Source organism: Rhodovulum sp. FJ3 (assembly GCF_032918305.1).
Classification (GTDB): Bacteria; Pseudomonadota; Alphaproteobacteria; order Rhodobacterales; family Rhodobacteraceae; genus SAT37.
This window is the reverse complement of record NZ_JAWJUU010000013.1, coordinates 1-25,051: the sequence shown is the minus strand read 5'-3', so window position 1 is coordinate 25,051 and position 25,051 is coordinate 1. Positions and strand designations below refer to the sequence as shown.

Sequence of the window (25,051 nt, the reverse complement as noted above, 5' to 3'; positions counted from 1 at the left end):
CCCGGCGACAACCTGAAGTTCGTTGTTGAGCTGATCGCACCGATCGCCATGGAAGAAGGTCTGCGCTTCGCAATCCGCGAAGGTGGCCGCACCGTAGGCTCCGGCGTCGTATCCAAAGTCGTCGACTAATCTTCGGCGATACGAACTAGAAAGGGCGTCCTGCGGGGCGCCCTTTTTCGTTGTCTGTGTGCTGGGATCAGGTGCTGTCGGGGCGGCGGAACTTCCACGCCACGCGTTCGTCCGGATTTGCCGCCAGACCATCCGCCATGGCCTGAAACCGGTCATCGCGTCCAAAGGGGGCCATGCGAGTGCGGGCGGCCGAGATCAGGGCCTGTAAGTCCGCATCGGTCAGGTCCGCCGTGGCCCCGATAGCCAGTGCGTCGGCGTCCGGCGTGGCGGTGCACAGAAAGGCGACCGTGCTGCGCGGGACACAGGCCAGCGGGGTGAAATAGTCTGACATCAATTCCATCTGCGCGGCCAGCCACGGCTGGGACCAGTGCAGGAAATCCTGATGCAGGATCACGGATTGCCCCGCGATCAGGTGCGGGTAGAACAGCGCGGATTGCGCGTCGAGCGAGTCTGCGGTCTTGGCGGAATCAACGACCAACAGTTCAATCGGCCCGCCGTCCCATGCGTTGTCTTCAATCTCACCCGGGATCAGGTCGATCCGGTCGGACCAAGGTGACAGTAGGCGCTCGGCAAGAGGCAACAGATCATTGCCCGCAAAGGACTCAATCCCATTCGCATAGAGCAGTGTTTCCTTGAGCGGTTCGGCCGCTGTGAACCGGTCATAGGCAACGATACGGGTGTCGAGGCCACTATCCGCGGCACCGGCGGCCAAACGGGCCGTGGACCCGCCCGCACAACAGCCCAGATCGACCACCGCACCATCCCCGCGCGCCCAGACCGAGGTGAGCCAGTAGTAGAACTGTTGCTCTTGTGGGCCGAGCATTGTCGGCACCGCTTTGGTCGCGGCAAGGGCGGGTTTGGCCACATGTGCCCAAGGGGCATGGGCGAAAATTTCGGGGGCCGAAGGGCGGTCGATGTCCATAACAGGATGGGTAGCATCGGGTTTTTTGCAAAACCAGACGAAACCTGCAAAACGTCTCTTGATTTCGCCGCGCGGGCGTCGTAGGTCGCAGTCGGCCTTAGGGGTGTAGCTCAGTTGGTAGAGCATCGGTCTCCAAAACCGAGGGTCGTGGGTTCGAGTCCCTCCGCCCCTGCCAGGCCTAGCCGGACAAGTATGTATGTGATGCGAGGGTTGCAAAGCCCTCTCAAAGCACGTATGTGCCCCACGTCGATAAGAAAGTTGAGACGCAAGATGGCCAAGACCAACCCCCTGCAGTTCATTCAGCAAACCCGCGCCGAAATCGGCAAGGTTGCGTGGCCGACCCGCCGTGAGGTCGTGTTGACCAGCGTGATGGTGTTCGCCTTGGCCTCGCTGTTTGCGATTTTCTTTTCGATCGTCGACATCGCGATCCGTGGCGGCCTGCAGGCTCTGCTCGGGATGTTCGGCTAGCGGATTTGGGCCATCCCCTTGAAAATGTGGGGAAGGCTCGATAATGCAAACCAACCTTTCGGAACGGGCGCGCAATGATTCGGTTTGCGCGCTGTTTTTTGTTCCCCGAAAGGTCAGGTTTTTAAGGATTTGACGCCGGAATAGTCCGGTCGGCATGAGGAAGAGGTCAGTATGGCAAAGCGGTGGTATTCGGTGAGCGTGCTCTCGAACTTCGAGAAGAAAATCGCCGAGCAGATCAAAACTGCTGTCATCGAGAACGGCCTTGAGGATCAGATCGAAGAAGTTCTGGTCCCCACCGAAGAGGTGATCGAGGTGCGCCGCGGTAAAAAGGTCACCGCAGAGCGCCGCTTTATGCCCGGCTATGTTCTGGTTCGCATGGAAATGTCGGATGAGGGCTATCACCTGATCAGCTCGATCAACCGCGTCACCGGCTTCCTTGGTCCGCAAGGCCGCCCGATGCCGATGCGCGACGCCGAGGTGAACCAGATCTTGAACCGCGTTGAAGAGGGTGTTGAGGCACCGCGCTCGACCATCACCTATGAAGTGGGTGAGCAGGTCAACGTCACCGACGGTCCGTTCGAAGGCTTTGCCGGGATGGTCGAAGAGGTGGACGACGACAACCAGCGCCTGAAGGTGACGGTGTCGATCTTTGGCCGGGCAACCCCGGTCGAACTGGAATTCACGCAGGTTTCGAAAGAGGCCTGATGTGTTGCCCGGCCTGATGGTCGGGACCCGCGTGGGAGGTACGCCGGGCGCGCCCGGTACACCGAACCACTAAACCAAAGCGGTCTGAACGCGTTCGGATCGCGGTGATAGAAGGAGAGGCCAAATGGCCAAGAAACTCGCTGGCACGATGAAGCTGCAGATCCCTGCAGGTCAAGCCAACCCCAGCCCGCCCGTCGGCCCCGCACTGGGTCAGCGCGGCATCAACATCATGGAATTCTGCAAGGCGTTCAACGCCAAGACGCAGGACATGGAAGCAGGCGCACCCTGCCCGACCGTGATCACCTACTACCAGGACAAATCGTTCGCGATGGACATTAAGACGCCGCCCGCGTCTTACTACCTGAAAAAAGCCGCTGGCCTGAAGCCGGTCGGCAAGCGTAACCGTCCCCGTGGTGCGGAAAACCCCGGTCGTGAGACCGTGGCAACCGTGACCGCTGCTCAGGTTCGTGAAATCGCCGAGGCCAAAATGAAGGACCTCACCGCGAATGACGTCGAAGCAGCAATGCAGATCATCCTGGGCTCCGCCCGGTCGATGGGTATCGAGGTGAAGGGTTAATCTGATGGCTAAACTTGGTAAACGTACCCGCGCCGCACGCGAAGCATTTGCTGGCAAAGAAGAGCTGACGGTTGAAGAAGCTGTTGCTCTGGTCAAAGCAAACGCCACCGCGAAATTCGACGAGACTGTCGAAGTTGCAATGAACCTCGGTGTTGACCCGCGTCACGCTGATCAGATGGTTCGTGGCGTTGTATCGCTGCCCAACGGCACCGGTAAAACCGTTCGCGTTGCTGTGTTCGCACGTGGCCCCAAAGCTGAAGAAGCTCAGGCCGCTGGTGCAGACATCGTTGGCGCAGAGGACCTGATGGAAACCGTGCAGAGCGGCAAGATCGAATTCGATCGCTGCATTGCAACCCCCGACATGATGCCGATCGTTGGCCGTCTGGGTAAGGTTCTGGGCCCGCGCAACCTGATGCCGAACCCCAAAGTCGGCACCGTGACCATGGACGTTGCTCAGGCTGTTGCGAACGCAAAAGGCGGCGAAGTTCAGTTCAAAGTCGAAAAAGCTGGCGTTATCCACGCTGGTATCGGCAAAGCCTCGTTCGACGAAGGCAAGCTGGTTGAAAACCTGCGCGCATTCGTTGACGCAGTCGCCAAAGCCAAGCCCGCAGGTGCCAAAGGCGCCTACATGAAAAAAGTGTCGATCAGCTCGACCATGGGCCCGGGCGTTTCGGTTGACGTGGTTTCGGCTACCGGCAACTGATCCGATCAGCTTCGGAATTGAAAAGGGCGCCCGTTGCGGCGCCCTTTTTGTTTGTGGTGGAAAGGGTAGGGGTCAGATCAGACCCCATGCCGACGCGTCCTCATACCACGCCTCACCGGCCAGATCGTCGACGTCGTTCAGAATAACCACATTTTCAACATCCGTGACCGTCAGGCCAAGCGTGGCGAGCGTCCCCGCCGCATCGGCGTCATAGTCTGCCGCGGTATCGGTGCTCAGGACGAGGTAGAGCGTATCGGTGCCGTCCCCGCCGTTCATTGTGGCCGTCCCGCTGTCGCCTTCGACAAAGACAAACGTATCCGTGCCCTCACCGGCCAGCATGACGCTTTGCCCTCCGGCGGCGATCATCACGTCGTCCCCGTCGCCGCCGCGCAGGGTGTCATCCCCGCCGCCGCCGGTCAGGACGTCATTGCCGTACATCCCGAACAGGCGGTCATTGTCACTGCCGCCGTTCATCATATCGTTGCCCCCAGCGCCCGTCAGAAAGTCATTGTCCGACCCGCCAAAGACGGTGTCATCGCCGCCGTTCAAAAAGAGGGTGTCGCGCCCGTCATTGCCGAAGACAAGACTATCTGCCCCGCCTTGGAACGTCACGCGCGAGTCGCCCCAATCAATAGTGGTTACTTGCGCCCCTTCCATAACTGCGGCGGTATAAGCACCCATGATCGCGTGGGTTGACGTGGTCGGGTGAATGTCATCCCAAAAGGCCACGTCATCCGGATCGACACTAGGGTCAAGTGCCGGATCGGTCAGGGTATCCGTATAGGGCTCGGTCAGGCCAAATCCGGATGGATCTTCGGCGATGGTTGCGGTGATGACGTTCATATCGAGGAACGTGATGGAATAATCGCCCATCAGGCCGATGATCTCGTACTTGAGCGCATCGTTGTAATAATCGACCAGCCCGTCCAACAGCTGTGCCAAAACGGGTGAACCCGACGCGACCAAGGGAAAGAACTCTGCGGTGGGCAGGGTGCAGATCACGACACTGCCAACACCGGTTTCGGCCAGTTCAACCGCCGCATCCAAAGTGGCCTGCATCATGTCATCCAGCAGGGTCAGAATGTCTGCAATGGGCGTTTCGGTGTCAGTTGGGTCAAGCTCGAGGAAATCGTTGCCACCGATCATGATCACGGCGGTCATGTCGCTGAGATCCTCGCCCGTGAAATCCTCGGTGAACCGGTCCACCTGTCCGCCAAGGTTGATGTCGACGCCCAGCGATGCATCGTCAATCGGGACCAGCAGATCGTCCTCATACCCGTGCTCGGTCACCACATCGCCCAAGGTACGCACGCCGATGGCCTCGGCGTCGGCAACGGCATAGTTGTAATAGTCGGTGACACCCAAAGAGGCGGCCACATATTCCGCCCAAACGGGGCCGTTGGTCACGCGCCCGCCTTCGCCGGAGATGTCATCGCGCAGTTCATCGGATAGGATGCCGTCGGACATCTCATAAAGGTTGCCGTCGTCGGTCAGGCTGTCGCCGAAAAACACAAGACTGGTCGGGGTACTCATTTAACTCTCCGATGAAAAACGCTATCCAAAAGGTTATGGCGATCTTGCGGTGGGTTTTGCGTTCACGCAAGTGTGAGGTCGTCGCGCCCCCGCACCATTCGGGGTGAAACGCGCGGAAATCCGACCATCAGGGCGGATCGACACATTTTTTACTTGGAACCGTGGTGAATAGGGTCTAGGCGTTGCGGACGCAGTAGAGCGCGCGATTCGTCACGCGCTCTATTGCTTTTCGTCCAAGACGGTGGGTGAACACCATATGGTGCTCTTAATTTCCTGCCTGAGACGGGTAACGACCAGATTGACCGAGGGTTCTCCTCGGGCGGTTTTGGCTCAGCCCCGTAAAACGGACCTGAACGCCCCGTCTTGTGCGGGGCAGAACTGAGCCGGAGGGTCACACCCTCCTGAATTGGAGTGAAACTGTGGATAGAGCACAAAAAGAGAAGTTGGTCGAGGAACTCGGCCAGATCTTTGAAAGCTCTGGCGTAGTCGTCGTTGCACACTATGCAGGTCTCACGGTTGCCGAGATGCAAGACCTCCGCTCGCGCATGCGCGAAGCGGGTGGTGCTGTTCGCGTCGCCAAGAACAGGCTCGCCAAAATCGCCCTTGAAGGTAAACCCTGCGAAAGCATCGGTACCCTTCTTTCGGGCATGACCGTTCTCGCCTACTCCGAGGATCCCGTGGCTGCTGCCAAGGTGATCCAAGGGTACTCCAAGGACAACTCCAAACTGGAGATCCTTGGTGGTGCTATGGGTGAGACCGCTCTGGACCAGGCTGGTGTTAAAGCAGTCTCCGAAATGCCGTCGCGTGAAGAGCTTATCGCTTCGATCGTGGGCTGCATCGGGGCACCCGCTTCGAACATCGCTGGTGCAATTGGCGCACCTGCTTCGAACATCGCAAGCATCCTGTCGACCATCGAAGAGCGCGCGGAAGCCGCATAATCGAATTGAGGTCTGCGTGGGGTTGAATGACCACACGTTGGAACACATCTGAAAGAACGGAAAACCTGAAATGGCTGATCTGAAAAAACTGGCTGAAGAGATCGTTGGTCTGACGCTTCTCGAAGCACAAGAACTGAAAACCATCCTGAAAGACGAGTACGGCATCGAGCCGGCTGCAGGTGGCGCTGTAATGATGGCTGGCCCTGCTGGCGACGCTGGCGGTGCTGCTGCTGAAGAGCAGACCGAATTCGACGTCATCCTGAAGGCTGCTGGCGGCAACAAAATTGCTGTCATCAAAGAAGTCCGCGGCATCACCGGTCTGGGCCTGAAAGAAGCAAAAGAGCTGGTCGAAGCTGGCGGCAAAGCCGTCAAAGAAGGCGTCGACAAAGCCGAAGCAGAAGACATCAAAGGCAAGCTGGAAGCAGCTGGCGCCGAAGTCGAGCTGAAGTAATCCGGTGCGGCACCGCCGCAGCTGGTAAGAATGTGGCTGGGTCCGATTTTTTTCGGGCCCAGCCGAACCTGTCTTAGCAATAGCTTTCGCGAAAGCTCTTTCTAAGGTGTGGTTCATGGTTCGGGAGCATCCGGTGGGACGGATGCAGGAATGGAACCTGAAACGACCTTCATTCGTGAGCGGCGCATGTCCGGAGCCCAACGGACCGTGCAACGCGACAGACGAAAGGTAATGACGCACATGGCGCAGACGTTTGTTGGCCAAAAACGACTCCGCAAGTTCTACGGTAAAATCCGTGAAGTTCTGGAAATGCCGAACCTCATCGAGGTTCAGAAATCGTCCTATGACTTGTTCCTGAAATCCGGTGACGCGCTGGACCCGACGGATGGCGAAGGCATCCAAGGTGTTTTCCAGTCGGTTTTCCCGATCAAGGATTTCAACGAAACCGCCGTTCTGGAATTCGTCCGGTACGAGCTGGAAAAACCCAAGTACGACGTTGACGAATGTCAGCAGCGTGACATGACCTACAGCGCGCCCCTGAAGGTGACGCTGCGTCTGATCGTGTTTGATGTCGACGAAGATACCGGTGCGAAATCGGTTAAGGACATCAAAGAACAAGACGTGTTCATGGGCGACATGCCCCTGATGACGCCGAACGGTACCTTCGTTGTGAACGGCACCGAGCGCGTGATCGTGTCCCAGATGCACCGCTCGCCCGGTGTGTTCTTTGACCACGACAAGGGCAAGACCCACAGCTCGGGTAAACTGCTGTTTGCCTGCCGCATCATCCCGTACCGCGGCAGCTGGCTGGACTTTGAGTTCGACGCCAAGGACATCGTGTTCGCCCGTATCGACCGCCGCCGCAAACTGCCCGTCACGACCCTGCTCTATGCACTGGGTCTGGACCAAGAGGGCATCTGCGACGCCTACTACGATACGGTGACCTTCAAGCTTGAGAAGAACCGTGGCTGGGTAACCAAGTTCTTCCCCGAGCGTGTGCGTGGCACGCGTCCGACCTATGATCTGGTCGACGCTGCAACGGGTGAGATCATCTGCGAGGCCGGCAAAAAGGTCACCCCGCGCGCCGTTAAGAAGATCATCGAAGAAGGCACCATCACCGAGCTGTTGGTTCCCTTTGATCACATCGTTGGCAAATACGCTGCCAAGGACATGATCAACGAGGAAACCGGCGCGATCTATGTCGAAGCTGGCGACGAACTGACGCTGGAGCACGACAAAGACGGCGAACTGATCGGTGGTACGCTCAAAGAACTGATGGATGCCGGTTTCACCGAGATCCCCGTTCTGGACATCGACAACGTCAACGTTGGTCCCTACATCCGTAACACCATGGCGCAGGACAAAAACATGACGCGTGATACCGCGCTCATGGATATCTACCGCGTCATGCGTCCGGGTGAGCCGCCGACCGTCGAAGCCGCAACCGCGCTGTTCGACACGCTGTTCTTTGATTCCGAGCGTTACGACCTGTCGGCTGTTGGCCGCGTAAAGATGAACATGCGTCTTGCTCTGGATGCGCCGGATACCCAGCGTACCCTGCGCCGCGAAGACATCATCTCGTGCATCAAGGCCCTGGTCGAACTGCGTGACGGCAAAGGCGACATCGACGACATCGACCACCTCGGCAACCGTCGTGTGCGTTCGGTCGGCGAACTGATGGAAAACCAGTACCGTGTCGGTCTGCTGCGTATGGAACGCGCGATCAAGGAACGTATGTCGTCGGTCGAAATCGACACCGTCATGCCCCAAGACCTGATCAACGCGAAACCGGCTGCGGCGGCTGTTCGTGAATTCTTCGGCAGCTCGCAGCTGTCGCAGTTCATGGACCAGACCAACCCGCTGTCCGAAGTCACCCACAAACGCCGCCTGTCGGCGCTTGGCCCGGGTGGTCTGACGCGTGAGCGTGCTGGCTTTGAGGTGCGCGACGTCCACCCGACCCACTATGGTCGGATGTGCCCGATTGAAACGCCCGAAGGTCCGAACATTGGTCTGATCAACTCGCTGGCGACCTATGCCCGCGTCAACAAATACGGCTTTATCGAAACCCCCTATCGTAAGGTGGTTGATGGCGTCGTGACCGATGACGTGGCGTACATGTCGGCAACCGAGGAAATGCGCCACACCGTGGCTCAGGCGAACGCCAACCTCGACGATGCCGGTCGTTTCGTGAACGATCTGGTCAGCACCCGTCAGTCGGGCGAATACATGCTGGCCCCGAAAGACGCGGTCGATCTGATCGACGTGTCGCCGAAACAGTTGGTGTCGGTTGCGGCATCGCTGATTCCGTTCCTTGAAAACGACGACGCTAACCGCGCTCTGATGGGTTCGAACATGCAACGTCAGGCGGTTCCGCTGTTGCAGGCAGACGCTCCGTTTGTCGGCACCGGGATCGAACAGATTGTTGCGCGTGACTCGGGTGCTGCGATTACCGCACGCCGCGGCGGTATCATCGACCAAGTCGATGCGACCCGTATCGTTGTGCGCGCCACCGAGGATCTGGAACCCGGCGATCCGGGCGTAGACATCTATCGTCTGCGCAAGTTCCAGCGCTCGAACCAGAACACCTGTATCAACCAGAAACCTCTGGTCAAAGTGGGTGACACGGTTGGCAAAGGCGAAGTTGTTGCCGACGGTCCGTCGACCGACATGGGCGAACTGGCTCTGGGTAAAAACGTGGTTGTCGCGTTTATGCCTTGGAACGGCTACAACTATGAGGACTCGATCCTGATCTCGGAACGTATCGCGCGTGACGACGTGTTTACCTCGATCCACATCGAGGAATTCGAAGTCGCCGCCCGTGACACGAAACTGGGTCCGGAAGAGATCACCCGCGACATTCCGAACGTCGGTGAAGAAGCGCTGCGCAACCTCGACGAGGCTGGCATCGTGTACATCGGCGCCGAGGTTGGGCCGGCTGACATTCTGGTGGGCAAAATCACCCCCAAAGGTGAAAGCCCGATGACCCCGGAAGAGAAGCTGCTGCGCGCGATCTTTGGTGAAAAGGCGTCGGATGTGCGTGACACGTCCCTGCGTCTGCCGCCGGGTGACTTTGGTACGGTTGTCGAGGTGCGCGTCTTTAACCGCCATGGTGTGGAAAAAGACGAACGTGCCGTTCAGATCGAGCGTGAAGAAGTCGAGCGTCTGGCACGTGACCGTGACGACGAATTGGCGATCCTTGAGCGCAACATCTACGCCCGCCTCAAGTCGATGATCCTTGGCAAAGTGGCCGTTAAAGGCCCCAAAGGCGTCAAGCCGAACGCCGAGATCACCGAAGACCTGCTGGACAGCCTGTCCAAAGGTCAGTGGTGGCAGTTGGCCTTGGGTGAAGAAGCAGACGCCGCACAGGTCGAAGCTCTGAACGCCCAGTTCGACGCGCAAAAACGTGCTCTGGATCACCGTTTCGAGGACAAGGTCGAAAAAGTCCGCCGTGGCGACGACCTGCCCCCGGGCGTGATGAAAATGGTCAAAGTCTTTATCGCGGTGAAGCGTAAGCTGCAGCCGGGCGATAAGATGGCCGGTCGTCACGGGAACAAGGGTGTGATCTCGCGCGTTGTTCCGATGGAAGACATGCCGTTCTTGGCCGATGGTACGCCGGTTGACTTCTGTCTGAACCCGCTGGGTGTGCCGTCGCGTATGAACGTCGGTCAGATCCTTGAAACCCACATGGGTTGGGCCGCACGCGGTCTGGGCCTGAAGATCGACGATGCGCTGGACGATTACCGCCGCACCGGTGATCTGACGCCTGTTCGCGAAGCAATGCGGATCGCCTATGGCGACGATGTCTACGAAGAGGGCATCGCCGATATGGACGAACAACGCCTGGTCGAGGCTGCGGGCAACGTGACCCGTGGTGTTCCGATCGCGACGCCGGTTTTCGACGGCGCCAAAGAGGCGGATGTGAACGACGCGCTGTTGCGCGCCGGGTTCAGCGAATCCGGTCAGTCGGACCTCTATGATGGTCGGACTGGTGAAAAGTTCGCACGTCCTGTCACCGTGGGTGTCAAATACCTGCTGAAACTGCACCACCTTGTGGACGACAAAATCCACGCGCGTTCGACCGGCCCGTACAGCCTGGTTACCCAGCAGCCGCTGGGTGGTAAGGCCCAGTTCGGTGGTCAGCGCTTTGGTGAGATGGAAGTTTGGGCGCTTGAGGCATATGGCGCGGCCTACACGCTGCAAGAGATGCTGACGGTGAAATCGGATGACGTTGCTGGCCGGACCAAGGTCTACGAAAGCATCGTCAAAGGCGAAGACAACTTCGAAGCCGGTGTGCCCGAGAGCTTTAACGTGTTGGTCAAAGAGGTCCGGGGTCTGGGCCTCAACATGGAACTCCTGGATGCGGAGGAGGACGAATAACGGGAAACAGGAACTGTGCCGATTTGGGTCTCATATTTGTCGTTTCTGGCGGGGCTTGTGTGCATCGCTGCCGCGTTCAAGAAGACGGACAAAGAAACCCCTTGGTACGATCCTGAAAGACCAAAAGCCCTCGTCTGGGGCGTATGCCTAATCGCAATCGCCCTAGATGCCGCAATCTTTGGAATTTTACCCGTTTGGGGAGAATAGTATGAACCAGGAACTGACAACGAACCCGTTCAACCCGCTGACGCCGCCCAAGGCATTTGACGAGATCAAGGTCTCGCTTGCCTCGCCCGAGCGTATTCTGTCGTGGTCGTACGGTGAGATCAAAAAGCCCGAAACCATCAACTATCGTACGTTCAAACCCGAACGTGACGGTCTGTTCTGTGCGCGTATCTTCGGCCCGATCAAAGACTATGAATGTCTGTGCGGCAAATATAAGCGCATGAAATATCGCGGCGTTGTCTGCGAAAAATGTGGTGTCGAAGTGACGCTGCAAAAGGTCCGTCGTGAACGTATGGGCCACATCGAACTGGCAGCGCCCGTCGCGCACATCTGGTTCCTGAAATCGCTGCCGTCCCGCATCGGTCTGATGCTGGACATGACGCTGCGTGATCTGGAACGTGTGCTCTATTTCGAGAACTACGTGGTGATCGAACCCGGTCTGACCGATCTGACCTATGGCCAGATGATGACCGAAGAAGAGTTCATGGACGCCCAAGACACCTATGGCATGGACGCCTTCACCGCCGGTATCGGCGCCGAAGCCATCCGTGAAATGCTGTCGCTGATCGACCTTGAGGCCGAAGCAGAGCGTCTGCGCGAAGAGCTGAAAGAAGCCACCGGTGAACTGAAGCCCAAGAAGATCATCAAACGCCTGAAGGTTGTTGAGTCCTTCTTGGAATCGGGCAACCGTCCGGAATGGATGATCCTGACCGTTGTGCCGGTCATCCCGCCGGAACTGCGTCCGCTGGTGCCGCTGGACGGTGGTCGTTTCGCGACCTCGGATCTGAACGATCTGTACCGCCGCGTGATCAACCGGAACAACCGTCTGAAGCGTCTGATCGAACTGCGTGCGCCCGACATCATCGTGCGTAACGAAAAGCGGATGCTGCAAGAATCCGTTGACGCATTGTTTGACAACGGCCGTCGTGGCCGCGTGATCACCGGCGCGAACAAGCGACCGCTGAAATCGCTGTCGGACATGCTGAAAGGTAAGCAAGGCCGCTTCCGTCAGAACCTTTTGGGTAAGCGCGTCGACTTCTCCGGCCGTTCGGTTATTGTGACCGGTCCCGAGTTGAAGCTGCACCAATGTGGTCTGCCCAAGAAGATGGCGCTGGAACTGTTCAAGCCGTTCATCTACTCGCGGCTTGAGGCCAAAGGCCTGTCCAGCACCGTCAAACAGGCGAAAAAGCTGGTTGAAAAAGAGCGTCCCGAAGTTTGGGATATTCTGGACGAAGTCATCCGTGAGCACCCCGTTCTTCTGAACCGTGCGCCCACGCTGCACCGTCTGGGTATTCAGGCGTTCGAACCCACGCTGATCGAAGGTAAGGCGATCCAGCTGCACCCGCTGGTCTGTTCGGCGTTCAACGCGGACTTTGACGGCGACCAGATGGCTGTGCACGTCCCGCTGAGCCTTGAGGCACAGCTGGAAGCGCGCGTCCTGATGATGTCGACGAACAACGTTCTGTCGCCCGCAAACGGCGCCCCGATCATCGTTCCCTCGCAGGATATGATCTTGGGTCTCTACTATATCTCGATGGAGCGTAGCGGCATGCCTGGCGAAGGCATGGTGTTTGGCGATGTCGAAGAGGTAGAGCACGCGCTGACCGCTGGTACGGTACACATGCACACCAAAATCATCGGTCGTATCAAACAGATCGATGAAGAGGGCAACGAGGTCTACAAACGCTTTGAGACCACGCCGGGCCGCATGCGTCTGGGTGCTCTGCTGCCGCTGAATGCCAAGGCACCGTTTGAACTGGTGAACCGCCTTCTGCGTAAGAAAGAAGTGCAGCAGGTCATCGACACCGTCTACCGTTATTGCGGTCAGAAAGAGTCGGTTATCTTCTGTGACCAGATCATGGGCATGGGTTTCCGCGAGGCGTTCAAGGCCGGTATTTCGTTCGGTAAGGACGACATGCTGATCCCTGACAACAAGTGGGAAATCGTGAACGGCGTTCGCGATCAGGTCAAAGAGTTCGAACAACAGTACATGGACGGTCTGATCACTCAGGGCGAAAAGTACAACAAAGTTGTCGACGCTTGGTCGAAATGCTCGGACGAAGTTGCGGCCGCTATGATGGGCGAAATCTCGGCAGTTCGTTACGACGATGCTGGCGCGGAAAAAGAACCCAACAGCGTTTACATGATGTCGCACTCGGGTGCGCGTGGTTCGCCTGCTCAGATGAAGCAGCTGGGCGGTATGCGTGGTCTGATGGCCAAGCCGTCGGGCGAGATTATCGAAACGCCGATTATCTCGAACTTTAAAGAAGGCCTGACCGTTCTTGAGTACTTCAACTCGACCCACGGTGCCCGTAAGGGTCTGGCCGATACGGCTCTGAAAACCGCGAACTCGGGTTACCTGACCCGTCGTCTGGTTGACGTTGCGCAGGATTGCATCGTGCGTGCCCGCGATTGTGGGACGGACAATGCGATCACCGCCGAGGCTGCTGTGAACGACGGCGAAGTCGTTGCATCGCTGGGCGAACGCGTTCTGGGTCGTGTGGCCGCCGAGGACATCATCCGTCCCGGCACCGACGAAGTCATCGTCAGCCGCAACGAGTTGATCGACGAACGCAAAGCCGACGCGATCGAGACCTCGGGTCTGGCAACGATCCGTATGCGCTCGCCGCTGACCTGTGAGGCCGAAGAAGGCGTCTGCGCCATGTGCTATGGCCGTGACCTTGCGCGCGGTACCATGGTCAACACCGGTGAGGCCGTCGGCATCATCGCGGCACAGTCGATCGGTGAACCTGGCACCCAGCTGACGATGCGGACCTTCCACATCGGCGGTATTGCTCAGGGTGGTCAGCAGTCGTTCCAAGAAGCCAGCCAAGAAGGTCGCATCGAACTGCGTAACCCGCAGGTTCTGACCAACGAAGCAGGCGAGTTGATCGTCATGGGTCGAAACATGACCTTGGCCATCATCGACGAGAACGGTGTCGAGCGCGCCAGCCACAAGCTGGGCTATGGTACCAAACTGCTGGTCACTGCGGATCAAGAGATCAAGCGCGGCGACAAGCTGTTCGAATGGGACCCCTACACCCTGCCGATCATCGCCGAGAAACCGGGTATCGCGAAATTCGTCGATCTGGTTTCTGGGATCTCGGTTCGTGAGGACACCGACGATGCGACGGGTATGACCCAGAAGATCGTTTCGGACTGGCGCTCGGCCCCCAAAGGGAATGAGCTCAAGCCCGAGGTCATCATCGTTGATCCCGCAACCGGTGAGCCCGAGCGTAACGATGCCGGTAACCCTGTGACCTACCCGATGTCGGTCGACGCTATTCTGTCGGTCGAAGACGGTCAGGAAATCAAGGCCGGTGACGTTGTCGCGCGTATTCCGCGCGAAGGTGCGAAAACCAAGGACATCACCGGTGGTCTGCCGCGTGTTGCCGAACTGTTCGAAGCACGTCGTCCCAAGGACCACGCGATCATCGCCGAAATCGATGGTTACGTGCGCTTTGGCCGCGACTACAAGAACAAGCGTCGCATCTCGATCGAACCGTCGGACGACTCGATGGAGCCCGTCGAATACATGGTGCCCAAGGGCAAGCACATTCCTGTTCAGGAAGGTGACTTCGTCCAAAAGGGTGAATACATCATGGACGGTAACCCCGCACCGCACGACATTTTGTCGATCATGGGCGTCGAAGCTCTGGCCGACTACATGATCCGTGAGGTTCAGGACGTTTATCGACTGCAGGGCGTTAAGATCAACGATAAGCATATCGAAGTGATCGTGCGTCAGATGCTGCAGAAGTGGGAAATCTTGGACAGCGGTGAAACCACCCTGCTCAAGGGCGAACACGTCGATAAGGCCGAGTTCGATGCCGCCAACGAAAAGGCGATCGCCAAAGGCGCGCGTCCTGCTCAGGGTGAGCCGATCCTGCTTGGTATCACCAAGGCGTCGCTGCAAACGCGTTCGTTCATCTCGGCCGCATCGTTCCAGGAAACGACGCGTGTTCTGACCGAAGCTTCGGTTCAGGGCAAACGCGACAAACTGGTCGGTCTGAAAGAGAACGTCATCGTGGGTCGTCTGATCCCCGCCGGTACCGGTGGTGCGACCCAGCGCGTGCGCCGTATCGCGGCCGAGCGTGACCAAAAGGTCATCGATGCCCGTCAGGCCGAGGCCGAAGCCGCCGTTGCTCTGGCTGCGCCGTCCGACGACGTTGTTGGCGGTGACGCATTCGACAGCGGTCTGGTCGATCTGCCCGAGAGCCGCGACGAATAAGTCGACGCATATATGAATTTGCAGGGCCCCCGGAATTCCGGGGGCTTTGTCGTTTTCGGGGACGCGCAAGCGGTTGCAAACCCCGTCCCGCCCGTGGTTCAGTGCGCCATGCGCGGCTCTTTCCTGTCTGTTTTTCTGGTGGTGATGCTGGCCTGTTCTGGGGCCGCCTTTTGGGGTGCCTACGGCTATTTCAAAGGCGGTGAATTGCAACAGGCGGGCGCGCGCCTGTCTCTGTACCGCAGCACCGTTGACGCCGAACTGGAACGGTTTTCGCACCTGCCCTTTGTTCTGGCCCGCGACACCTTCGTGATCGAAACGGCGACGGGCGGCGATCCGCGCCGGTTGAATGCGCGTCTTGCGACCTTTGCCGAACGGGCGGGGATCGACGCGATCTATCTGATGGATGAACAGGGCATCACGCGATCTGCCTCAAACGCGGGGCGACCGGATAGTTTTGTTGGACAGGACTATTCCTTTCGCCCCTATTTTCAGGCCGCGATCAAAGGCCAACAGGGTCAGTTCTATGGCGTTGGCGTGACCACAGGCGTGCCGGGGTATTTCTTTGCCAATGCGGTGCGCGACGATACGGGCGCGATCCGTGGCGTCATCGCGATCAAGATCGACCTCAGCGACCTTCAACGCAGCTGGCAAGAGGCGGGCGAACGCGTCCTGCTGGCCAATGCGGATGGGGTGGTGTTGCTGGCCTCGGTACAAGATTGGCGGTACCGCAGTCTGTCGGATCTGACCGTCGCGCAACTGTCCCGCATTGCCGAGGCGCGCCAGTTCGGGACGCAGGCCATCACCCCGCTGGATTGGCAGCCCGAGAGCGCGGATACGGCGACGATTGATGGCCAGACCCTGTTGCATCTGCAAACCCGCGACCTGCCGAACCAATGGTCGCTGCATTATTTCGCGTCCGATGCGCAGGCGATCACGCGCGCGTGGCTGGTCACCGGTGTGGTTCTGTTCATCGCGGGCACAATCCTGATTTCCGTCCAGTTTCAGCGCGCCCGCCGCATCGGCGCGGCCCTGCGCCGGTCCGAGCGGGAAGAGGCCGAGTTGCGCGCGGCCAACGAACGTCTGGCCGTCGAGATTGAAGAACGCCGGTCCGCCGAACGCCGTCTGCAACGGACCCAAGACGAACTGGAACGCGCGGGTCGTCTGGCAGTTCTGGGACAGCTTGCGGCCTCCGTCACGCATGAGTTGGGCCAACCGATTGCCGCGATGCGCAACCATCTGGCGGCGGCGGAACTTCAGGGGCAGGGGGGCACGATGTTGCCCCGTTTGCAGGGTTTGGTCGACCGGATGGAGGGCATCACGCGGCAACTGAAATTCTTTGCGCGCAAGGGCAAACAGGAGTTCGAACAGGTTGATTTGCGCGACGCGATCCATGCCGTACTGGAACTGATGCGGCCCAGCGTCGACACCCAAGAGGTGACGTTGGACATCACCCTGCCAGATCATCCGGTGATGCTGCATTCCAACCGGTTGCGGATTGAACAGGTGATGACGAACCTGATGCGCAACGCGGTCGATGCGATGGTGGACTGCGATCCTCGTGTGCTGTCGGTCGCCCTTGGACAGGACAACGACGCGGTCTGGTTCACCGTGGGGGATACGGGGCATGGCCTTGGGGATCGGGACCTGCGCGAACTGGCCGAACCGTTCGTAACAACGCGCGAGAGCGGTCAGGGCATGGGCCTTGGCCTTGCGATTTCGTCTGCGATTGTGGACGATCATGGCGGGCGCATTTCGGCCCAGAACCGCGACAGCGGCGGCGCGATTTTCCGCGTCACCTTTCCAAAGCAGGAGCACGCATGAGCGATTGGAACATCATGGTGGTCGATGACGACCGCGAGATGCGTGAATCCCTTGTCGATCTGATTGGCGCTGCCGGATGGCGCGCGCAAACCCTGTCCCGCGCATCCGAGGTCGAACGCCAATGCCGTCAGGACCCGCCCGATGTGATCCTGTCCGATGTGCGGATGCCGGGGATGTCGGGGCTTGATCTGTTGGCCTCGCTTGATCCCGAAACATCGCCGCCGATCGTGTTGATCTCGGCCCATGGGGACATCCCGATGGCGGTTCAGGCGATGCAGGGCGGGGCCTATAGTTTCGTCGAAAAACCGTATGAGCCGCGCCGGTTGCTGTCGATCCTGTCCCATGCGGCCGAACAACACCGGATGCGTGCGACGAACCAGCGCCTGCGCGCGCGCCTGTCGGAACTGTCGGGGCTGGACCGCGCGCTGGTCGGCCAGAGCGCCGAGATGCAGCGCCTGCGCGCCGATATTCTGGACCTTGCCGATAGTCCGGCTGCGGTACTGTTGCGCGGGGAAACGGGGACGGGCAAGGAACTGGTCGCGCGCGCCCTGCACGATTTGGGGCCGTCGTCATCGGGGCCGTTTCTGGCGCTGAACTCGGCGACGTTGACGCCGGATCACCTGCATGACGGCACGTTTCAGGCGGCATCGGGGGGCACGGTGTTTCTTGATGAAATCGCGGCCTGTCCGGCGGATGTGCAGGCGATGTTGCTGCGGTTGATTGAGGACCGCGCCCTACCGCCCGTCGGGGGACAACCCGCGAAGCCGCTGGACGTGCGGGTGTTGTCCGCATCGAATGAGGATATCGAGGCCGCAGTTGCCGAGGGCCGGTTCCGGCAGGACCTGTTTTACCGGTTGAACACCTTTACCCTTACCCTGCCGCCGTTGCGCGCGCGGCCCGAGGATCTGGTCCTGACGTTCACGCATTTCATGGCCGCCTCGGCGCGCCTTTATGAGGTCGCAACGCCCGACATGACGCCCGAGGATATCGCCGCATTGATGGAGCACGACTGGCCCGGCAACGTGCGCGAATTGCGCAGCGTGGCCGAACGCCGTGTTCTGCAGGCGCGGCGCGGTGCGGGGTCGGTGGCCGAGGCCCTATCGGCGGGAGAGGGCGGTCAGGACATTCCCCCAACCCTGCGCGAGGCCGTCGCGGCGTTTGAGCGCGAATTGATCGCCCGCGCTATCACCAGCCATCAGGGGCGGATGGATGCGGTGGCCGAGGCATTGGGGATCGGACGACGCACGCTGAACGAAAAGATCGTCAAGCTGGACCTTGATAAAGACGCCTTGTTGTAGGGTTGCGGATTTCCGCAGGGCACCATGTCCGCCTGCGCGCAATTTTATTCATGCACCATTTACCGATCCTCGTGTCATAGTGCGTCCGTAATCCAAATTCTGGGAGGAGTTTATGGGACGTATCCTGACTGGCCTGATGGCCACCGCCGTAACCTTTGGTGTCGCGGGCGAAGCGCTCGCAACTGAATGGAACGTATCGCTCTGGGGTAAACGCCGCGCGTTCACCGAGCATGTCGAAAAGCTGGCCGAACTGGTGAGCGAGAAAACCGGCGGCGAGTTCACTCTGAACATTTCGTATGGCGGTCTGTCGAACAACCGCGAGAACCTTGACGGGATTTCGATCGGCGCGTTTGAAATGGCGCAATTCTGTGCGGGCTATCACGCCGACAAAAACCCGTCGATCACCGTTCTGGAACTGCCGTTCCTTGGTGTGTCGTCGCTGGAGCAGGAAATCGACGTATCGATGGCCGTCTATCAGCACCCCGCCGTGGTCAAGGATCTGGGCCGCTGGAACGCGACCCTGCTGATGCCCTCGCCCTTGCCGCAATACAACATCGTTGGCACCGGTGACGCGCCCAGCACTCTGGCCGATTTCGATGGTCTGAGCGTTCGTGCAACCGGCGGTATCGGCGCGGCGATGAAAACCGTTGGCGCGGTTCCGACATCCATGTCCGCCTCCGAGGTGCGTCAAGCCATGGACAGCGGCGTTGTCAAAGCGGTCAGCTTTGCCCCCCACGCACATATGTCGTTTGGCACCATCGAAAACGCCACGTGGTGGACCACCAACCTGAACCCGGGCACGGTGAACTGTCCGGTGGTTGTGAACACCGATGCATTGGAGAGCCTGTCGGACGCGGAACGTGATGCATTGCTGTCGTCGGTAGACGAGGCACTGGATCACTACGTGACCTTCTACAACGAAAAGACCATGGCCAACTGGGGCCCCGCTCTGGATGAGCGCGGGATTGAGCGCGTGACCTTCTCGGATGCCGAGATCACCGCGTTCAAAGACGCTGCTGCCGCACCGGCCGCTGCTGCATGGATCGAGAGCAACACCGCACGCGGCCTGCCCGCGCAAGAGCTCTATGATCTGGTGACGGGAATGATTGCCGAAGGCAGCTAATCCGCACCAATCCTCCCTTCCTGCCCCGCACATCCCTGTGGGGCAGGTTGGGGATTTGATTTTTCTGAACATATGGATGGAGCCTGAGTATGGCCACTGCATCCCTTGTACTGTCCGACGACAGTACGCTCAGCCGCCTAGATCGTGGTTTGTTACGCCTTGAAGTTCGTCTGGCGTTGCTCAGCGGTCTGGCGGTTTTCGCGTTGATGATCTTGGCCGTGTTTTCGGTGGGCGGGCGCAATATCCTGCAATCCCCGTTACCCGGTTATGTGGATTGGATCGAACAGGCGATGCCGCTGATCGCGTTCATGGGGATTTCCTATGTGATGCGCGAGGGCGGCCATATCCGCATGGATATTCTGGTGGGGCAATTGCGGGGCCGCGCTCTGTATCTGGTGGAAATGATCACCACGATGGCGGTTCTGGTCCTGATGCTCTTGCTGCTCTGGGGCGCGTGGGAGCATTTCGTGCGCAGCTTTGATTTCAATGCGCCCATGTGGAGCAGCGACAGTTCGATGGACATCGGTCTGCCGATCTGGCCTGCGAAATTGTTGGTGCCGGTGGCGTTTGCGGTTCTGTGCGTACGTCTGTGCCTGCAAATCTGGGGCTTTGCCCGCGCGACAGTGACGGGACAGGCGATTGGCGTGCCGTTGATTGCGGATGCCGCACAACAGGCCGCGATGGAAGCAGAACAGCTTGGGGGGCATGACTGATGGAACCGATTGAAATCGGCCTGTGGGTTACGGGCGGTCTATTGGTCTTTGTCGTTCTTGGCATGCGGGTGGCCTTTGCCGCCGGTTTGGCGGGGCTGATCGGGCTGGTCTGGATTTTCTGGTCGAAAAAGGGCTATGCGCCCGACGATTTCGGCTGGGCCCTGACGGTGGCGGCGAAAACGGCGGGGCAGGTGCCCCATTCCAAGATTTCCAGCCAAGCGCTTAGCCTGATCCCGACCTTTATCCTGATCGGCTATCTGGCCTATTACGCGGGCCTGACTAAGGCCCTGTTCGAGGCCGCAAAGCGCTGGTTCGCGTGGGTGCCCGGTGGTCTGGCCGTGTCGACGGTCTTTGCAACGGCGGGGTTTGCCGCCGTGTCGGGCGCGTCCGTGGCAACGTCCGCAGTATTCGCCCGCATTGCGATCCCCGAGATGTTGAAGATCGGCTATAACAAGCAATTCGCCGCAGGTGTCGTGGCCGCCGGCGGGACGCTGGCGTCGCTGATCCCGCCCTCGGCCATTCTGGTGATCTATGCGATCATCGTGGAACAGGACGTGGGCAAGCTGTTGCTGGCGGGCTTTGTGCCCGGTGCGTTTTCGGCCCTGATCTATGGCATCATCATTGTCGGTCTTGCCCTGTCGATCCCGAACTTTGGCCCGCGGGTCACGGGGTTCACATGGAAGGAACGGTTCGCGTCCTTGCCGCCCGCATTGCCGATCATCTTTGTGGTCGTGACGATCATCTGCTTTGTCTACAACCCGTTTGGCGGTGACGCATGGGGCACCCCGACTGAGGGCGGCGCGATCGGGGCCTTCGTCGTGTTCCTGATGGCGGTCTATCAGGGCATGCGCTGGAGCGAGCTGCGCGATGCGTTGATCGAGACGGCCAAGCTCTCGGTGATGATCTTTACCATCATCTGGGGCGTGCTGATCTATGTGCGCTTCCTTGGGTTTGCGAACCTGCCGTCGGCGTTCTCGGACTGGATCACATCGCTGACCTATTCGCCGTGGATGATCCTTGTGTGCATCCTGTTGGCCTATGCGGTCTTGGGGATGTTCATGGATGCGATCGGGATGCTCCTGCTGACCTTGCCGGTTGTCTATCCGGCGGTGATGGCCCTGAACGGGGGCGAGTTCGTGACTGCCGCTGACAGTACCTTCGGCATGTCCGGCCCGATGTGCGCGATCTGGTTCGGCATCCTTGTGGTCAAGATGGCCGAGTTCTGTTTGATCACACCGCCGATTGGCCTGAACTGCTTTGTTGTGGCCGGTGTGCGGGACGATCTGACGGTGCAGGACGTGTTCAAGGGCGTGACCCCGTTCTTTATCGCGGATGCGGTTACGATCGCCCTGTTGGTGGCCTTTCCGCAGATCGTTCTGTGGCTGCCCAGCCTCGCCTGATGTGGCGCTGAATGCGCGCTGTCCCGCCCCCTCATCGGCGGGGCAGCGCACCAGAGCCGGACCCAACGGGGAGGCGCGGTTGACAGGACTGGCGACTCCGCATATACGGCGCGCACTCGGGCCTGTGTGGCATTGCCCGCGATGCCGGAATTCAGAACCTAAGTGATCAAGATCCGGGTCTTTTGGCCTCGATCCTCTGAAAAGAACCGCGTCGTTCCTGAGTATTCAGAGCGAAGCGGTTTTGGTGTTTTGCGATTCGCGCAACTCACCGTCGAGAAGCGGCGCCTCCGAACTGGAGGCGAGTATTGACATAGTGCAACACGAGGAACGTGCATGCCAACGATCCAACAGCTGATCCGCAAGCCGCGGCAGCCCAAAGTAAAGCGCCAGAAATCCATGCACCTGCAGGCTTGTCCGCAGAAGCGTGGCGTTTGTACGCGCGTCTACACCACCACCCCGAAGAAGCCGAACTCGGCTATGCGTAAGGTTGCCAAAGTGCGCCTGACCAATGGCTTCGAGGTCATTTCGTACATCCCCGGTGAAAGCCACAACCTGCAAGAGCACTCTGTTGTTCTGATCCGCGGCGGCCGTGTAAAAGACCTTCCGGGTGTACGTTACCACATCCTGCGCGGTGTTCTGGATACCCAGGGCGTCAAAGACCGTAAGCAGCGTCGTTCGAAATACGGCGCTAAGCGTCCTAAGTAAGGAGAGGTACATATGTCTCGTCGTCACGCCGCTGAAAAACGCGAAGTATTGCCCGACGCCAAGTTTGGTGACCGGGTTCTGACCAAATTCATGAACAACCTGATGATCGACGGCAAGAAATCGGCCGCCGAACGCATCGTTTACAACGCTCTGGATCGCATCGAGACCAAGCTGAAGCGTGCGCCTGTTGAAGTGTTCCACGAAGCACTCGACAACGTAAAGCCTTCGGTTGAGGTTCGTTCGCGCCGCGTTGGTGGTGCAACCTATCAGGTTCCGGTTGAAGTTCGCCCCGAGCGCCGCGAGGCCCTGGCGATCCGCTGGCTGATTTCCGCATCGCGCGCCCGTAATGAAAACACCATGGAAGAACGTCTGGCTGGTGAACTGATCGACGCAGTTCAAAGCCGTGGTTCGGCCGTGAAAAAGCGCGAAGACACTCACAAGATGGCCGAAGCGAACAAAGCTTTCAGCCATTACCGCTGGTAATCATTAGTCCAGGACCGAACCCATGGCACGCGAATATCCTCTCGAACGGTACCGTAACTTCGGTATCATGGCGCACATCGATGCAGGTAAGACCACCTGCTCGGAGCGCATCCTGTTTTACACCGGCAAGTCCCACAACATTGGTGAGGTGCACGATGGTGCAGCCACCATGGACTGGATGGAGCAAGAACAGGAACGCGGGATCACCATCACCTCGGCTGCGACCACCACTTTCTGGGAGCGCACCGAAGATGGCCAAACCGCAGAGACCGAAAAGCACCGTCTGAACATCATCGACACCCCCGGCCACGTTGACTTCACCATCGAAGTTGAGCGTTCGCTGGCGGTTCTCGATGGTGCTGTCTGTGTTCTGGACGCAAACGCTGGTGTGGAACCGCAAACTGAAACGGTTTGGCGTCAGGCCGACCGTTACAAGGTTCCGCGCATCGTTTTCGTCAATAAAATGGACAAGATCGGCGCTGACTTCTTCAACTGTGTAAACATGGTTGAAGACCGCACCGGCGCACGTGCTGTTCCGGTCGGTATTCCGATCGGTGCCGAGACCGAGCTGGAAGGTCTGATCGACCTGGTCACCATGAAAGAGTGGCTGTGGCAGGGTGAAGACCTGGGCGCCAGCTGGATCCAGACCGACATCCGTGCAGACCTGAAAGACATGGCCGACGAATGGCGTGCCAAAATGGTCGAAGCGGCTGTCGAAATGGACGACGACGCGATGATGGAATACCTGGAAGGCAACGAGCCTGACGTCGCTACCCTGCGCGCTCTGCTGCGTAAGGGTACGCTGTCGCTGAGCTTTGTTCCGGTCCTGGGCGGTTCCGCATTCAAAAACAAAGGTGTTCAGCCGCTGCTGAACGCTGTGATCGACTATCTGCCCAGCCCGCTGGACGTTGTTGATTACATGGGCTTTAAACCGGGCGACGAAGAAGAAGTTCGTGACATTGCACGCCGTGCAGACGACACGATGCCCTTCGCTGGTCTGGCGTTCAAAATCATGAACGACCCCTTTGTTGGCTCGCTGACGTTCACCCGTATCTACTCGGGCGTTCTGAACAAAGGTGACTCGATCCTCAACTCGACCAAAGGCAAAAAAGAGCGCGTTGGTCGTATGATGATGATGCACTCGAACAACCGTGAGGAAATCGAGGAAGCATTCGCAGGCGACATCATCGCGCTGGCCGGTCTGAAAGACACGACCACCGGTGACACCCTGTGCGACGCCAAAGAGCCGGTTGTTCTGGAAACCATGACCTTCCCCGATCCCGTTATCGAGATCGCGGTTGAGCCCAAGACCAAAGGCGACCAAGAAAAAATGTCGCAAGGTCTGGCACGTCTGGCCGCCGAAGACCCCTCGTTCCGTGTGGAAACCGATCTGGAATCGGGCCAAACGATCATGAAGGGCATGGGCGAACTTCACCTGGACATCCTGGTTGACCGTCTGAAGCGCGAATTCAAGGTTGAGGCAAACATCGGTGCACCGCAGGTGGCGTACCGTGAAACCATCAGCCACGAAGCTGAAATCGATTACACCCACAAGAAACAGTCGGGTGGTTCGGGTCAGTTCGCACGCGTCAAAATGGTCATCAGCCCAACCGAAGCAGGCGAAGGCTACAGCTTTGAATCGGTCATCGTTGGTGGTTCCGTTCCCAAGGAATACATCCCTGGTGTCGAAAAAGGCATCCAGTCCGTTATGGACAGCGGCCCGCTGGCAGGCTTCCCCGTGATCGACTTCAAAGTGAAGCTGATCGACGGTGCCTACCACGACGTTGACTCGAGCGTTCTGGCGTTCGAAATCGCAGCCCGTGCTGCGATGCGTGACGGTCTGAAAAAAGCTGGCGCGAAACTGCTGGAACCGATCATGAAAGTCGAAGTGATCTCGCCGGACGAATACACCGGTAACATCATCGGCGATCTGACATCGCGTCGCGGTCAGGTTCAGGGTCAGGAAAACCGCGGTAACGCGATTGCAATCAACGCATTCGTACCGCTGGCGAACATGTTCGGCTACATCAACAACCTGCGCTCCATGTCTTCGGGCCGTGCGCAGTTCACGATGCAGTTCGATCACTACGAACCCGTGCCGCAGAACATCTCGGACGAAATTCAGTCGAAATACGCGTAACGCACCGTCGTTACGATACGAATTAAGGAGGCCATAACATGGCAAAGGAAAAGTTTGAGCGTAGCAAACCGCACGTAAACATCGGCACGATTGGTCACGTTGACCACGG

The 25,051-nt window shown here is 58.9% G+C and carries 18 protein-coding genes, 1 tRNA gene and 1 pseudogene; 18 read left to right on the top strand and 2 right to left on the bottom strand.

Annotation, left to right across the window (positions count from 1 at the left end):
• A pseudogene (tuf, locus tag R1W00_RS18110) lies at positions 1–129 on the top strand (elongation factor Tu); the annotation flags it as partial.
• Positions 130–196: 67 nt separating this feature from the next.
• On the opposite strand, the gene R1W00_RS18105 reads toward tuf, so the two are convergent.
• The gene (locus R1W00_RS18105; RefSeq protein ID WP_317264181.1) at positions 197–1,051 is read right to left on the bottom strand and encodes a hypothetical protein; all 855 of its coding nucleotides are present in this window, start codon (positions 1,049–1,051) and stop codon (positions 197–199) included.
• Between the two features lie 99 nt (positions 1,052–1,150).
• On the opposite strand from R1W00_RS18105, the gene R1W00_RS18100 reads away from it, so the two are divergent.
• From R1W00_RS18100 to rplA, 5 genes are all read left to right on the top strand, one after another.
• Positions 1,151–1,226, top strand: a tRNA-Trp gene (locus R1W00_RS18100).
• A gap of 95 nt (positions 1,227–1,321) precedes the next feature.
• Entirely contained in the window at positions 1,322–1,519 is a 198-nt protein-coding gene (gene secE, locus R1W00_RS18095; RefSeq protein WP_317264180.1) for a preprotein translocase subunit SecE, read from the top strand.
• A 171-nt stretch (positions 1,520–1,690) separates the two neighbouring features.
• Complete coding sequence (gene nusG, locus R1W00_RS18090; protein WP_317264179.1) at positions 1,691–2,224, top strand: transcription termination/antitermination protein NusG; 534 nt, start codon at positions 1,691–1,693, stop codon at positions 2,222–2,224.
• Between the two features lie 124 nt (positions 2,225–2,348).
• Positions 2,349–2,801: a 50S ribosomal protein L11 gene (gene rplK, locus R1W00_RS18085; protein WP_317264178.1), complete on the top strand. Its 453-nt coding sequence runs from the start codon at positions 2,349–2,351 to the stop codon at positions 2,799–2,801.
• Between the two features lie 4 nt (positions 2,802–2,805).
• Positions 2,806–3,504, top strand: a complete 699-nt coding sequence (gene rplA / locus R1W00_RS18080) for a 50S ribosomal protein L1 (RefSeq protein WP_317264177.1) — start codon at positions 2,806–2,808, stop codon at positions 3,502–3,504.
• A gap of 72 nt (positions 3,505–3,576) precedes the next feature.
• On the opposite strand, the gene R1W00_RS18075 is transcribed toward rplA, so the two are convergent.
• The gene (locus R1W00_RS18075) at positions 3,577–5,037 is read right to left on the bottom strand and encodes an SGNH/GDSL hydrolase family protein (RefSeq protein ID WP_317264176.1); all 1,461 of its coding nucleotides are present in this window, start codon (positions 5,035–5,037) and stop codon (positions 3,577–3,579) included.
• A gap of 419 nt (positions 5,038–5,456) precedes the next feature.
• Here R1W00_RS18075 and rplJ point away from each other — a divergent pair, with 419 nt between their 5' ends.
• The 12 genes from rplJ to fusA all read left to right on the top strand — a co-directional run bounded on the left by rplJ (position 5,457) and on the right by fusA (position 24,942).
• On the top strand, positions 5,457–5,975 hold the full coding sequence (gene rplJ / locus R1W00_RS18070; protein ID WP_317264175.1) for a 50S ribosomal protein L10: 519 nt from the start codon (positions 5,457–5,459) through the stop codon (positions 5,973–5,975).
• 70 nt (positions 5,976–6,045) lie between these two features.
• Positions 6,046–6,426 (top strand): 50S ribosomal protein L7/L12, encoded by a 381-nt coding sequence (gene rplL, locus R1W00_RS18065; RefSeq protein WP_317264174.1) that lies wholly within the window; start codon positions 6,046–6,048, stop codon positions 6,424–6,426.
• Between the two features lie 240 nt (positions 6,427–6,666).
• Complete coding sequence (rpoB, locus tag R1W00_RS18060; protein WP_317264173.1) at positions 6,667–10,803, top strand: DNA-directed RNA polymerase subunit beta; 4,137 nt, start codon at positions 6,667–6,669, stop codon at positions 10,801–10,803.
• 208 nt (positions 10,804–11,011) lie between these two features.
• Positions 11,012–15,259, top strand: coding sequence for a DNA-directed RNA polymerase subunit beta' (gene rpoC, locus R1W00_RS18055; RefSeq protein WP_317264172.1), 4,248 nt, complete (start codon positions 11,012–11,014; stop codon positions 15,257–15,259).
• Positions 15,260–15,367: 108 nt separating this feature from the next.
• Positions 15,368–17,080 (top strand): ATP-binding protein, encoded by a 1,713-nt coding sequence (locus R1W00_RS18050; protein ID WP_317264171.1) that lies wholly within the window; start codon positions 15,368–15,370, stop codon positions 17,078–17,080.
• Positions 17,077–18,378 carry a sigma-54 dependent transcriptional regulator gene (locus R1W00_RS18045; RefSeq protein ID WP_317264170.1) on the top strand — a complete coding sequence of 434 codons (1,302 nt, stop codon included), beginning with the start codon at positions 17,077–17,079 and terminating at the stop codon, positions 18,376–18,378. The genes R1W00_RS18050 and R1W00_RS18045 overlap by 4 nt, the downstream gene beginning before the upstream one ends.
• Before the next feature lie 112 nt (positions 18,379–18,490).
• Positions 18,491–19,501 (top strand): TRAP transporter substrate-binding protein DctP, encoded by a 1,011-nt coding sequence (gene dctP / locus R1W00_RS18040; RefSeq protein ID WP_317264169.1) that lies wholly within the window; start codon positions 18,491–18,493, stop codon positions 19,499–19,501.
• An 89-nt stretch (positions 19,502–19,590) separates the two neighbouring features.
• Positions 19,591–20,214 carry a TRAP transporter small permease gene (locus R1W00_RS18035; RefSeq protein WP_317264168.1) on the top strand — a complete coding sequence of 208 codons (624 nt, stop codon included), beginning with the start codon at positions 19,591–19,593 and terminating at the stop codon, positions 20,212–20,214.
• A complete protein-coding gene (locus R1W00_RS18030; protein WP_317264167.1) occupies positions 20,214–21,614 on the top strand; it encodes a TRAP transporter large permease in 1,401 nt (466 codons plus the stop codon). Before R1W00_RS18035 ends, R1W00_RS18030 begins: the two co-directional genes overlap by 1 nt.
• A gap of 333 nt (positions 21,615–21,947) precedes the next feature.
• The gene (rpsL, locus tag R1W00_RS18025) at positions 21,948–22,319 is read left to right on the top strand and encodes a 30S ribosomal protein S12 (RefSeq protein WP_035253348.1); all 372 of its coding nucleotides are present in this window, start codon (positions 21,948–21,950) and stop codon (positions 22,317–22,319) included.
• 12 nt (positions 22,320–22,331) lie between these two features.
• Positions 22,332–22,802 (top strand): 30S ribosomal protein S7, encoded by a 471-nt coding sequence (rpsG, locus tag R1W00_RS18020; protein ID WP_303967733.1) that lies wholly within the window; start codon positions 22,332–22,334, stop codon positions 22,800–22,802.
• Positions 22,803–22,824: 22 nt separating this feature from the next.
• On the top strand, positions 22,825–24,942 hold the full coding sequence (gene fusA, locus R1W00_RS18015; RefSeq protein WP_317264166.1) for an elongation factor G: 2,118 nt from the start codon (positions 22,825–22,827) through the stop codon (positions 24,940–24,942).
• The last annotated feature ends 109 nt before the right edge of the window (positions 24,943–25,051 follow it).

Excerpts from the sequence above, each read along its gene's own strand:
- R1W00_RS18105 (WP_317264181.1), bottom strand. The coding sequence starts at position 1,051 with ATGGACATCGACCGCCCTTCGGCCCCCGAAATTTTCGCCCATGCCCCT.
- secE (WP_317264180.1), top strand. The coding sequence starts at position 1,322 with ATGGCCAAGACCAACCCCCTGCAGTTCATTCAGCAAACCCGCGCCGAA.
- nusG (WP_317264179.1), top strand. The coding sequence starts at position 1,691 with ATGGCAAAGCGGTGGTATTCGGTGAGCGTGCTCTCGAACTTCGAGAAG.
- rplK (WP_317264178.1), top strand. The coding sequence starts at position 2,349 with ATGGCCAAGAAACTCGCTGGCACGATGAAGCTGCAGATCCCTGCAGGT.
- rplA (WP_317264177.1), top strand. The coding sequence starts at position 2,806 with ATGGCTAAACTTGGTAAACGTACCCGCGCCGCACGCGAAGCATTTGCT.
- R1W00_RS18075 (WP_317264176.1), bottom strand. The coding sequence starts at position 5,037 with ATGAGTACCCCGACCAGTCTTGTGTTTTTCGGCGACAGCCTGACCGAC.
- rplL (WP_317264174.1), top strand. The coding sequence starts at position 6,046 with ATGGCTGATCTGAAAAAACTGGCTGAAGAGATCGTTGGTCTGACGCTT.
- rpoB (WP_317264173.1), top strand. The coding sequence starts at position 6,667 with ATGGCGCAGACGTTTGTTGGCCAAAAACGACTCCGCAAGTTCTACGGT.
- rpoC (WP_317264172.1), top strand. The coding sequence starts at position 11,012 with ATGAACCAGGAACTGACAACGAACCCGTTCAACCCGCTGACGCCGCCC.
- R1W00_RS18050 (WP_317264171.1), top strand. The coding sequence starts at position 15,368 with ATGCGCGGCTCTTTCCTGTCTGTTTTTCTGGTGGTGATGCTGGCCTGT.
- R1W00_RS18045 (WP_317264170.1), top strand. The coding sequence starts at position 17,077 with ATGAGCGATTGGAACATCATGGTGGTCGATGACGACCGCGAGATGCGT.
- dctP (WP_317264169.1), top strand. The coding sequence starts at position 18,491 with ATGGGACGTATCCTGACTGGCCTGATGGCCACCGCCGTAACCTTTGGT.
- R1W00_RS18035 (WP_317264168.1), top strand. The coding sequence starts at position 19,591 with ATGGCCACTGCATCCCTTGTACTGTCCGACGACAGTACGCTCAGCCGC.
- R1W00_RS18030 (WP_317264167.1), top strand. The coding sequence starts at position 20,214 with ATGGAACCGATTGAAATCGGCCTGTGGGTTACGGGCGGTCTATTGGTC.
- rpsL (WP_035253348.1), top strand. The coding sequence starts at position 21,948 with ATGCCAACGATCCAACAGCTGATCCGCAAGCCGCGGCAGCCCAAAGTA.
- rpsG (WP_303967733.1), top strand. The coding sequence starts at position 22,332 with ATGTCTCGTCGTCACGCCGCTGAAAAACGCGAAGTATTGCCCGACGCC.
- fusA (WP_317264166.1), top strand. The coding sequence starts at position 22,825 with ATGGCACGCGAATATCCTCTCGAACGGTACCGTAACTTCGGTATCATG.